This window comes from Rubeoparvulum massiliense (assembly GCF_001049895.1).
Taxonomy (GTDB): domain Bacteria; phylum Bacillota; class Bacilli; order Rubeoparvulales; family Rubeoparvulaceae; genus Rubeoparvulum; species Rubeoparvulum massiliense.
In genome coordinates this window covers 455,166-467,405 of the sequence record NZ_CVPE01000006.1, presented here as the reverse complement: position 1 = coordinate 467,405, position 12,240 = coordinate 455,166, and the positions used below count along the sequence as shown (strand labels likewise).

The window sequence follows — 12,240 nt, the reverse complement described above, 5'->3', positions numbered from 1 at the left end:
TGATGATATGCAATGGCGCTTAATGCTTATTCTATTTGCTATGTTGTTATTAGGGATTCTGTTATTAAAAACTATGGTGATCTATGCCAAGGTGATCGGCGCTTTTCTGGTCTTATTAGCAGCCGTCATCTTTTTACGGAATAAAGATTCTCGTAAGAAAAATCGTTAAGGTAAGGAGAGATAGAGGAAGGGAGGACAGGAGATCCCATGGCTTTACAGATGATTATTGGGCGTTCAGGAAGTGGCAAGAGTCAATACATATTGGAGCAGGTAGCTCAGACAATTCAAGGGGATCCCTTTGGTGAACCGATTATTATCATCGTTCCTGAGCAGATGAGCTTCCAAACCGAATATCAATTACTGACCCAGTACCAGGTGCATGGGTCTTTTCGTGCACAGGTCTATAGCTTTACACGCCTCGCTTGGCGTGTTTTTCAAGAGACAGGAGGATTGGCACGAGAACTTGTTAGTCCCATGGGGATTCAGATGCTTCTCAGAAAGATTGTAGAAGAGAGGAAGGGAGAATTACGCGCCTTCCAACGGGCTGCTACCCAAGCAGGATTCTATGAGCAATTAGCACGGATGATCACCGAATTGAAGCGCTATCTCTATACCCCTTCACAAGTAGGCGAATGGTTGCCATTACTGCAGCCAACTCAAAGTGGAGAAGGAATGTTAGCCGATAAGCTCCATGACCTTCACTTGATCTATACAGAGCTGGAGGAAATACTACTCCCTCACTATGTGGAGCATGAGGACTATCTTCCCCTCTTGGCGGCGCAAATTTCTCAATCTCAAGAGCTCAAGCGAGCGACGATCTGGATCGATGGCTTTTACTCCTTTACACCGCAAGAGCTACTCGTCATCCAACGCTTACTTGAAACCTGTCCAGAAGTGAAGCTAGCCTTGACTCTAGATCCAGCATATATCGAGGGTGAATTGGATTCGACCCATCTCTTTTTCGAAACCCATCGCACCTATCATCAGTTGCTTGAGGTGGCCTCCCTTGTAAACACGCAGGTGGAAGCACCCTTGGTTTTAAAGCGATCAGCCGGGAAGGTTCATCCTTCCATCCTTCACATAGAGCAGCAATACGAATCGCGACCTGCCACACCCTATGAAGGTGAGACCGCTATTTCCATCGCTACTGCGACGAATCGGCGCGCAGAGGTAGAAGGGGTTGCTCGTCAGATTATTCAGCTGGCCCGTGATGAAGGCTATCGCTGGCGAGATGTGGCGCTCTTTGTCCGCAAGTTGGAGCCATATGAGCAACTGATTCAGCAGGTATTTCAGTCCTATCAGATCCCGGTCTTTCTCGATGGAAAACGCTCCATCATGCATCATCCCTTAATCGAGCTTCTCCGTTCTTCCTTGGATGTTGTGGTCCATCATTGGGGCTATGAAGCGGTGTTCCGTTGTATTAAAACCGATCTCTTTTTTCAAAAGGAAGAAGGTATCCCTCAGCAAAGCTGGCGTGAAGAGATGGATCAATTGGAAAACCTCGCCTTAGAATATGGAATCAAAGGGAGTCGCTGGGTTGATGAGCCATTTTGGGAGCAGCTGAGTTCCTCTCTTTCTGAGGAAAGGAGAGAGATCCTTCAATATCGTCGCAAGCAGGTGGTAACACCACTTATGCAGCTAGAAGGACGCTTACAAGGAGCTCATTCCTTACGAGAACAGGTAGAAGCTCTTTATCAATTCCTATTACAGCTCGGGGTGCCTACGACCTTGGAAGAATGGAGTGAAGAGGCAGAGCAGTTAGGCGAGCTAGAAGAGGCTCGCGATCATGAGCAAGCTTGGCAAATCGTGATGGAACTCTTCGATCAGCTAGTAGAAGTGATGGGAGAAGAGTCCTTTTCCTTAGAGCTTCTTCAAGAGATCTTAGAAACAGGTCTAGAAAATCATCATTTTTCTTTGGTTCCCCCTGCATTGGATCATGTTTTTGTCGGGGTTCTTGATCGTTCGCGGCTTCAAGGGGTACGTGCAGCCTTTATCTTGGGCGTGAATGATGGCTTACTACCAGCGAAGCCTGATGAAGGAGGAATGCTGGACGAATGGGAGCGCACTTGGTTACAGGAGCAAGGGCTGGAATTGGCACCTGGTAGTCGGGAGCAACTACTACAAGAGGATTTTCTCCTCTATATTGCTTGTAGCAGACCGCAGGAGCATCTCTATTTCTCCTATGCCCTGGCTGATGAGGAGGGTAAGGCGTTAACTCCTTCCTTAGTGATCAACCGCATGCAGCAGTTGGTGCCTCATTTCAAGGCAGAATATTGGAGCACAGATCCTGCCGATCTCGTGGATGGAGATGAGCAGTATCACTATCTTGTTCGGCCTAATAAGGCACTTAGCTTCCTTGTGGTTCAGCTTCGTCAATGGCTACGTGGCTATCCTATCGAAGAGTTCTGGTGGGATACCTATAATTGGTTGCTTCGTGAAAAGCAGTGGAAGCTCCCGCTTCAGCAGCTATTAAGGAGTCTCTTCTATCAGAATCAAGAACGAGATCTTCCATCACCCTGGGCAGAAGAGTTGTATGGAAAAGAGTTTGCCACGAGCGTGTCGCGAATGGAGCAGTTTCAAGCATGTCCATTTGCCCATTTTGCTTCATACGGGCTCAAGCTGGAGGAACGGAAGCTGTATCGCTTAACAGCGCCAGATTTAGGGCGCCTTTTCCACCAAGCATTACAATGGATCGATATGAAGCTGCGTCAGGGTGGTCATTCTTGGAGCGAACTATCCCCCATTCAATGCGAGCAGCTGGCACGTGAGGCGGTTCAAGCCCTTGCACCAGCTATTCAGCAAGCCATTTTGTTCAGTTCACAGCGTCATCTCTATGTGAAGCGGAAGCTGGAGCAAGTGATTGGGAAGACGGCACAAACCTTGAGTCAACATGCAAGACAGAGTCTCTTCGAACCCCTTGGTTATGAGGTAGCGTTTTCGCGCCAAAAGGGTCTTCAACCCTTACAATTTACCCTTCCCCATGGGGGCAAAATGTGGGTAGAGGGGCGCATCGATCGTGTGGATATAGCGAGAGGGGCCGAGGGTCTCTATCTTCGTGTCATCGACTATAAATCAAGTCCTCATGATCTAGACTTGGTGCAGGTTTATTATGGATTACAGCTGCAGATGCTCACCTATTTAGATGTGGTGCTACGCAATGCCCCAAAGTGGTTAGGAGAAGAGGCATTACCAGCTGGTGTACTCTATTTTCATATTCATAACCCGATTTTACGAGCCCAGAGCTCACAACCCTTGGACCAAATCGAAGAAGCCTTATATAAACAATTCAAGATGAAAGGGCTCCTGCTAGCTGATGATGAGAATGTGGAGCTGATGGATCAAGGCCTCATGACGGAGCCACGTTCTCCCATGATTCCTGTGGAGCGGAAGAAGGATGGTACCTTTAGCGCTCGTTCATCTGTTGCAACACCAGATAAATTCCAACAGATTCAACACCATGTTCAGCGAGTGATCCAACAGATCGGTTCCCGCATCGCCTCTGGTGATGTAAAGATTGATCCCTATCGCTACGGTAGTAAAAATGCCTGTAGCTTCTGTCCCTATCGTTCTGTCTGTCAGTTTGATGAAACCATTCCAGGTAATCAATATCGGATGATTCCGGATCTCGATAAAAAAGAAGTCTTCCATTTATTGGACCAAGAAGGAGGGATGGCCGAATGATCCCCGTTCAACCTGCAACAAGTCACTGGACTGCTCAGCAATGGCAAGCCATCCATCAGCGGGGGACCAACCTTTTGGTAGCAGCCGCTGCAGGGTCAGGAAAGACCGCTGTCTTGGTGGAGCGGATTGTTCAGCGGGTGACCAGTGAGACGACGCCTATGGATGTGGATCGGCTCTTGGTGGTCACCTTTACTAATGCTGCTGCAGCAGAGATGCGGAAGCGGATCGGTGATCGCTTAGAGGATGCCTTGAATCAGCAGCCCCACTCACTCTATTTAAAGCGGCAACGATCACTCTTGCATCGGGCTTCAATTAGTACAATCCATGCCTTCTGTATGCAGTTGCTTCAGCGCTATTCCTACTTACTGGAGATCGATCCCCAATTTCGGATCGCCAATGAGGGGGAAACCGCGCTTTTGCAAGAGGAGGTTCTTGATCAGGTTTTGGAGGAAGCTTATGGGGAAGGAGATCGGGTATATGATCTGGCTGATCATTTTAGCCGGGATCGGACCGATCAGCCCCTCTATGATGTGATCCTACGACTCTATCAATTTGCACGGAGCTATCCATGGCCGGATCAATGGCTTCAACAGCAAGTGACATGCTATGCCAATGCAGGTCAGGATTCCCTTGACGAATTGACTTGGACGCAGGAGCTTCGGAAGCAGTTGCATATTCAATTAGAGGGCATTCAGAGCATTCTGGAGGAAGCTCTCCAAATCGTGCTTCAACCTGGTGGTCCTGTTCCTTATCTTCAACGGTTCCAAGAGGAACTCAACATGGTGCAACGCTTGGTGGCTGCTTCGGAAAGTTCATGGTTGGAACTATACCAACAATTTCAAGAGCTCTCTTTCGAACGTCTTCCTGCTGTACGGAAGACAGATGATGTGGATGATCAATTGAAGACAGCTGCACAAGATTTACGTAATCTTGCAAAAGAGCGCCTGCAAAAATTGCATAGCACCTATTTTCAACAGCATCCTGAGCAATTTGTCCATGATCTGGTGGAGATGGCTCCACTTCTCCAGACCTTGGTGGAGATGGTTCAACGGTTTTCGCAGCGCTATCAAGAGGCGAAGCGGCGAAAAGGGGTCGTTGACTTCAGCGATCTGGAGCATTATGCGCTCCAATTATTACAGGGACCCAATTCAGGTCCCCACGGTGTCCAGCCATCGGAGATTGCTTTGCAATTACAGGAGCAGTATGAGGAGATCTATGTAGACGAGTATCAGGATACGAATTTGGTCCAGGAGACCATTTTGCAGCTCATTGCTCGTGGGAATCAGCATGAGAACATGAATGGTCAGTCTCATGGTCAGGTTCATGGAGAGTCCGAGCATCAAGTAGGTAATCTCTTTATGGTTGGTGACGTGAAGCAGAGTATCTATCGCTTCCGTTTAGCTGATCCTACACTTTTCTTAGAAAAATATAAGACCTATGGCAAAGGAAGTGTGGGTGAAGGAGAACGGATCGATCTTAATCAGAACTTCCGTAGCCGAGCCCAGGTTTTAGATGCCACGAACTTTATCTTTCAGCAGCTGATGGATGAAGAAGTTGGTGAGATCAACTACGATGAGCAGGCTGCCCTACATCGTAACGCTCTCTACCCTGAAACAGAAGGGATGGAGGTGGAGGTCCATCTTCTAGATCGAAAAGGGTCGAATACCAGTGAACATGCTCCTGAAGCAGAATTGGAAGAGGATGAGCCGCAAGATCTGGAGGAGCTCGATAAGGTTCAGCTAGAAGCCCGCTGGATCGCTCAGCAAATTCGCCGCTTAATGGGTCACAATGGTGGGGAAAGATTCCCAGTTTATAACGGGAAGACAGGCCAATATCGTCCTCTTCAATATCGGGATATTGTGATTCTCATGCGATCTGCCGCTAATTGGGCACCCATCTTCTTAGAAGAGTTTAAGCATGCAGGTATTCCCGTCTATGCAGAATTAGGGAGTGGTTACTTCGCAGCCATGGAAGTACAGGTCATGCTGGCGCTCTTACAGGTGATCGATAACCCTTATCAGGATATCCCCTTGGCCAGTGTCCTCCGTTCTCCCATTGTGGGCTGTGATGGGGAAGCCTTGACCCAAATCCGACTTGGCTTAGAGCAGGTACCCTTCTATGAAGCGGTGCAGGCCTATGTCAAGAACCATCCAAACTCGGATTTAGGTGAACAGTTGGCACGCTTTCTCCGCCGTCTGGAATTATGGCGCACCTATGCCCGTCGTCATGGGGTAGCTGATTTAATCTCCTTAATCTATAGTGAGACCCATTATGATGACTTTGTAGGAGGACTACCTGGTGGGAAGCAACGGCAGGCCAATCTTCGCGCATTATATGACCGAGCCCGCCAATATGAGGAGACTAGCTACCGTGGACTTTTCCGTTTCCTCCGCTTTATTCAGCGTTTACAGGACCAGGGAGGAGATATGGGAACAGCCCGTTCCTTAGGGGAGCAAGAAGATGTGGTACGGGTGATGACCATTCATAAGAGTAAGGGCTTGGAGTTTCCGGTAGTTTTCGTGGCTGGCTTGAATAAGTGGTTCAATCTCCGCGATCTATCACAATCCCTCGTCTTACATCAGAAACTGGGGATGGGACTAGCTTATGTGAACACCTCTCTTCGTATTACGTATCCAACCATCGCACAATTGGCCATACAGCACCGCTTGAAACTGGAAATGCTAGCTGAGGAGATGCGTGTTCTCTATGTTGCCCTTACCCGTGCCAAAGAAAAGCTGATCCTTGTAGGTTCAGTGAATGAATGGGAGAAGAGTATGACAGCGTGGAGGAAGCTCGCAGAGACATCGGATCTTCTCCTTCCTGCTTATGATCGGACGAAGGCACGGAGCTATCTCGATTGGTTAGGCCCGATTTTCCTTCGTCATCGTCAAAGTGTCGCCCTAGGTGGTGAGGAGCTGATTGCTCCAAGTCTCACCAATCTTTGGGAGCATTCGAGCTCTTGGCAATTCTTTCATGTCACACAGGATCAGCTAGCATCATGGAGCCTAGGAGAGACCCAAGAGGAAGAGATGAAATTGCAAGCGCTTCAGTTACAGCAACCCATTGCCCGTAATATCATCGTCCGCCCTGATCTATTCTCTCGTCTACAATGGCATTATCCCTATCCTGATGCGGAGCGCTATCGGGCAAAACAGGCGGTAACCGAGTTAAAACGGCTGGCAGAGAACGCTGATCCCTACAGTGATCGGCAGTGGATCAGTAAAGGCTCTCATCTCGCCCTTCAGCAACCCCGTTTCTTACAAGGTGAGGATTGGCTACCGACGGAAAAAGGAAGCTTCATGCATCTCTTCATGCAACATGTTCCATTGCAAGGTGAGCATACTCGTGAACAATTGGAGCAGGTAGCAGTACAGCTTGTTCGCAATCAATTTTTGACGGAGGATCAGGCAGCTTGCTTAGATTACAGTGCGATTGTACGCTTCTTTCAATCACCGCTAGGACAGCGTTTGGTCCAAGCGAAGCGGGTCTATCGGGAGCTACCATTTAGTTATACCCTATCGGCCATGCAGACCTATCCGCAATGGCAGGATCGCAGTGATGAACCAGTTCTAATCCAAGGTGTCATCGATGCCCTATTTCAAGAGGAGGATGGCTGGGTTCTGCTAGACTATAAGACAGACTGGGTGAAAGAGAGCCAAGGGACGAATTCATTCTACTTAGATCAACTCCAAGAGCGTTATCGTTTACAGTTGACGCTCTATCGTGAAGCGGTGGAAGCCATAGGACAGATTGAGCTAAAAGGAAGCTATCTATACTTCTTCCACGGTGGGTTGATCGTGGAAATATAAGGAGGTGGTTGTATGCGCCTATTACACACAGGGGATTGGCATCTTGGCCGAACCTTAGAGGGACGAAGTCGTCTTCCTGAACAAGTCGCTTTCATCGAAGAATTGACAGGCATTGTAGAGGAGGAGAAGATCGATGCTATCTTGATCGCTGGAGATATCTTTGACACCGTCAATCCACCTGCTGCTGCAGAGGAGCTCTTCTATCATAGCTTAGAGCGCCTCTCTGCTGGTGGACGTCGTCCCATTGTGGTGATTGCAGGAAATCACGACCATCCTGATCGCTTAGCTGCCGCAGCGCCATTAACCACCAAGCAAAACATCTATCTCCTTGGCTATCCCGATATTCAGGGTTTGTCTATCATGATGCCTACATGGGAATATCCTCTCCATGTTGCTCCCATGCCCTATCCTTCGGAAGCCAGGCTGAAGAAGGTGTTATCGGAGAGTCTAGATGAGGAGATTTTACAGCAGCTTTATCAAGAGCAGGTGGCCTATCTTTGGAAGGAGCAAGCAACTCGTCTGCCATCTGATGGTGTTCATGTTGCCATGGGTCATCTCTTTGTAGCAGGTGGGGAAGAATCCGATTCTGAGCGCCCGATCCAGATCGGTGGTGCCTATACCGTAGGTGCCTCTCATCTTCCCAGTCAAGTAGAGTACGTGGCGCTAGGTCATCTTCATCGTCCACAGCAGCTACATCAGGCGCCCGTTCTTACACGCTATTCTGGATCTCCCTTGGCCTATAGCTTCTCCGAGGCAGCCTACGCCAAGTCGGTCACCATCGTCAATCTGGAGCCGCAACAGGCTGCAACTTGGCAGGAGATCCACCTTACTAGCGGTAAGCCTTTGGTACGCTGGCAGGCGAAGGAGGGACTTCAACAGGTTCAACAATGGTTGGAGGAAAAAAAGGATCGCAATGCTTGGGTCGACCTGGAGATTCATCTCCAATCCCCCTTAACCTTACAGGAGATTCATCAGCTTCGTCAGGGACATGAGGGACTGATCCATATCCGTCCCATCTTTCCAGAGCAGGAGCAGCTAGCTGGCAAAGAGCGTCGGGCCAATCTCCCGATCGAGGAGTTATTCCGTCGCTATTATGTACGTCAAACTGGTGGCGTGCCTGATGATGCTTTGATACAGCTATTTCTCTCCTTGGTACATGAGGAAGCGGAGGCTTCAAGCGGAGAAGCCCCGGAACACGACCAACCTTGGAATTCAGGAAAGGAGGGAGAGTAATGCGTCCTCTTTATTTACGTCTCGCTGGATTACACAGCTTTCGCGAAGCACAGGAGATTGATTTTTCAACCCTCTGTCAAGGGGGAGTCTTTGGCATCTTTGGCCCTACGGGGAGTGGTAAATCAACCATCCTCGATGCCATCACTCTTGCTCTTTACGGAAAGGTGGAACGTGCTCCCAATAATACCCAAGGGATTCTCAATCAAGCAGAGGAATTCTGTGAGGTAACCTTTACCTTCGCCCTTCATTCTGCCCATGGTGATGAAGTGTATCGCGTGGAGCGGCGTTACCAACGGTCTGGAGATTATACCATTCGGAATCAGGTTTCTCGACTTCTCCGCCTAGGTACAGAGGTGGAAGTCTTAGCTGAAAAAGACCGCGATGTGACACGAGGGATCGAAGAGCTCTTAGGGCTCACATTGGATGATTTCACCCGAGCGGTGGTTCTTCCGCAAGGGAAGTTTGCTGAGTTTCTCCAACTAAAGGGCAGTGAACGTCGGCAGATGCTCCAACGCCTCTTTCATCTGGAACGCTACGGCGACGAATTAAACGAACGTTTAAGAAATTCCTTGCAAGGGGTAAAGCAGGAGCTCTCACTCCTAGTTGCTGAACAGCAGGGACTTGGTGATATCACAGAGGATGGATTGAAGGAAACGGAGAAGGCTTGGCAAGATGCCCAGACTTCTTTAGCACAACTCCTTCTCGTACAAAAAGAGCTGGAACAAGCCTATACCGATGGGAAAGCACGTTGGGATTGGCAGCAGCAATTGACCGGATGGGAAGAGCGCCAGCGTGTACATCAGCAGAAGAAAGGCGCCATTTTAACGTTACAAACAAGCTTACAGCAAGCACAACAGATCGAAGAGTTATTTCCCTGGTATGAGGCATATCGTCAGACGAGCGAACAGGTGTTGGATGATCAAGCGCGACTACAACAGGCAGCGCAAGCCTTCGACGAGAGCAATCAAGCTTATCTCACCATGAAGGAGCAGCTTACTACGTTAATGGCGATTAAGAATGAGAAGGAACCGCGCTGGCTACAGCAACAAGCGCGCCTTCAGCAGCTGGTACAGGTAGAGGCTGAGGTGGAGGAGCATCAGCGCTGGCTTGTGCAAACGAAAAAAGAGATGGACCGCTTAGAACAATCACTTCAGGATTTTGAGCGTCAATGGACAACGGGGAATGAACAACTCACTCAATATAGTCAAGCTCTAACTATACATCAAGAAGAACTTAAAGATCTGACCATGGAGCAGCAACAAAAGGAGCAGATCCTAAAGGCGGTAGGTGCGAAGCAAGCGTTCCTCTCTGTGAAGATAAAGTTCGCAGAGCTCTGTCAGGCTTACAATACAGAAGTAGATAAGCAGATGAAGCAACAGCAGGAATGGCAGAAGTGGCAGGCACAACAATCCCAATGGCTTACCACCTATGAGCAGGTGGAGGGAGAGCAAAACCGGTTACATCTATTGCTGGAGCAATGGTTGGCGGAGCAGCAAAAAGGGGTAGAGCGTCTTCAGCAAGGCTTAAGCTTCTTTCAAAGAAAGCGGAAGGAAGATGAGATCGCCCTCTATGCTAGGCGGTTAGCGGTTACATTAGAACATGGTGATCCCTGTCCAGTCTGTGGTTCTACTCATCATCCAAGGAAGGCTCAGGAAGAAGCAGGAGCACATGAGGACTGGCTAGCTTGGGAAGATAGGCTAGATCAGGCCATTACAGCAGGGGAGAAGCCGCTACAGCACGGAAGACTGCTTCAGATAAAAATGCAGCATCAAGCCGATGAACTGACCACACTGCAACATCACTATACAGAAGTGGGGCAAGCTCAACTACTGCTTCCTCCCTTTAAGAAGGAGCCTTTAAACAGTAGGGAAGTAGCTAGTACGCAGGAGTTCCATGAAGAGAACGCTGAACGGCATGGCTTAGACATGCTGCAATGGGAGTTGGTGAGCTGGGAAGAGTTCCAGCAAGTATGGCATGACCAAATGAAGCAAGCTCAAGCTCAGCTCCAACATGTAGAAGCCGCTTATCAAGGGCATGGAGAGCGCATTCGTCAGTTGCAAAGTACTTGGCAAGGGAGTCTACTTCAGTTGGAAAAGCTACAATTGGAGAAGTTCCAGATCCAGGAGCAACTTGAAAAGCTCACCCAGGATATCGCCGTTTGGGAAAAGAAGGATCTGCAACAGGAGAAAAGTTGGCAAGAGCATTTTCCTTCCCTTCCTGTAGAAGAGGTTGATCCAGCTTATGAACAGCTGATGAAGCAGGAAAAGGAGCGAGAGCGAGTCCAACATGCACTGGCTGAAGATCAGCATCGATTGCAAGCACAGCAAGCAGTGATGAATCAGCTGAGCGAAGAGCGACGCCAGATTGAGAGCCAGTTGATCCGCTTAGAGACAGAATGGACGACGAGACAAACCCATACGCAACAGCTTCAGGAGAAGTTAGATCATGTACTACAAGGAAAAAAAGCGGAGGAATTACTTGCGCAAATTTCGTCACGCTTGGAGCATATGCAGCTACGGCTCGCAGAGCACCAAAGAGGGCTGGATGAGCTAACGGTGAAGCGTGAACAAGCGCTGCTCCAGTTGGAAGCAGGGAAGGAAACCATGCGTCAAGGAGAGATTCACCTTGCGCAACGGAAGCAAGCATGGCTGGAGAATTGTACGCAAGCAGGGTTCAATCCGGAGCAGAGACTGGATGGACTTCGTGTAGATAGGGAAATACAGCAGGAATGGCAGGTCAAAATTGAAGCCTATCAGCATCAGGAGCAGCAGATCATGACGAACATCGGACAGCTTGAGGAACGACTTGCCGAGAAACGCTTAACACAAGCAGAGTGGGACGATCTGCAACAGAAGTGGAAAGAGACGAAGATGGCGTACGAAGATCTTTTACAAACAGTAGCTCGTCTTGAACGAGATGTGGAGGAGTACCAAAAGCGCTTTGCCCGTTATCAAGAATTGGAGCAGGTTCACATCGAGGCAATGAACCGCCTTTCCTTACAGGAAGAGCTACAGACTGTCTTACGGGGTAATGCCTTTGTCGAATATCTGGCAGAAGAACAGCTGGAATCCATCTGTCTCGTTGCCTCGGATCGACTACGCCAATTGACGCATCAGCGCTATGCCTTAGCACTCGACTCCCAAGGTGGCTTCATCATCCGCGATGATGCCAATGGTGGGTTACACCGTCCTGTTCATACTTTATCCGGTGGTGAAACCTTCCTTACCTCCTTAGCCCTAGCTCTCTCCTTATCTGCGCAGATTCAACTCCGCGGTGAGTATCCTTTACAGTTCTTTTTCCTCGATGAAGGCTTCGGAACATTGGATGTAGAACTACTGGATACGGTGATTACCACCTTAGAAAAACTCCAATCAGAGAATATCTCCATCGGCGTGATTAGCCATGTTCCTGAATTACGTTCGCGCTTACCGCGACGCTTGATGGTTAAGCCTGCAGAGCCAACAGGGGAAGGTAGTCAAATTAAGATGGAGATGCTATAGCATTGAAGGAGGAATAG

Annotated in this window: 5 protein-coding genes; all 5 read left to right on the top strand. The window is 49.0% G+C overall.

Annotation, left to right across the window (positions count from 1 at the left end; genetic code table 11):
* Positions 1-7 precede the first annotated feature (7 nt).
* The 5 genes from BN1691_RS14430 to BN1691_RS09950 are packed head-to-tail and all read left to right on the top strand — an operon-like array spanning position 8 to position 12,223.
* Positions 8-169 (top strand): hypothetical protein, encoded by a 162-nt coding sequence (locus BN1691_RS14430; RefSeq protein ID WP_156179059.1) that lies wholly within the window; start codon positions 8-10, stop codon positions 167-169.
* A gap of 38 nt (positions 170-207) precedes the next feature.
* Entirely contained in the window at positions 208-3,681 is a 3,474-nt protein-coding gene (gene addB / locus BN1691_RS09965; RefSeq protein WP_048602083.1) for a helicase-exonuclease AddAB subunit AddB, read from the top strand.
* Positions 3,678-7,490: a helicase-exonuclease AddAB subunit AddA gene (addA, locus tag BN1691_RS09960; protein WP_048602082.1), complete on the top strand. Its 3,813-nt coding sequence runs from the start codon at positions 3,678-3,680 to the stop codon at positions 7,488-7,490. Before addB ends, addA begins: the two co-directional genes overlap by 4 nt.
* Before the next feature lie 12 nt (positions 7,491-7,502).
* The gene (locus tag BN1691_RS09955; protein WP_048602081.1) at positions 7,503-8,723 is read left to right on the top strand and encodes an exonuclease SbcCD subunit D; all 1,221 of its coding nucleotides are present in this window, start codon (positions 7,503-7,505) and stop codon (positions 8,721-8,723) included.
* Positions 8,723-12,223: an AAA family ATPase gene (locus BN1691_RS09950; protein WP_048602080.1), complete on the top strand. Its 3,501-nt coding sequence runs from the start codon at positions 8,723-8,725 to the stop codon at positions 12,221-12,223. Before BN1691_RS09955 ends, BN1691_RS09950 begins: the two co-directional genes overlap by 1 nt.
* The last annotated feature ends 17 nt before the right edge of the window (positions 12,224-12,240 follow it).

Bases quoted from the DNA above. Each gene is read 5' to 3' on its own strand.
- BN1691_RS14430 (WP_156179059.1), top strand. From the start codon at position 8: ATGCAATGGCGCTTAATGCTTATTCTATTTGCTATGTTGTTATTAGGG.
- addB (WP_048602083.1), top strand. From the start codon at position 208: ATGGCTTTACAGATGATTATTGGGCGTTCAGGAAGTGGCAAGAGTCAA.
- addA (WP_048602082.1), top strand. From the start codon at position 3,678: ATGATCCCCGTTCAACCTGCAACAAGTCACTGGACTGCTCAGCAATGG.
- BN1691_RS09955 (WP_048602081.1), top strand. From the start codon at position 7,503: ATGCGCCTATTACACACAGGGGATTGGCATCTTGGCCGAACCTTAGAG.
- BN1691_RS09950 (WP_048602080.1), top strand. From the start codon at position 8,723: ATGCGTCCTCTTTATTTACGTCTCGCTGGATTACACAGCTTTCGCGAA.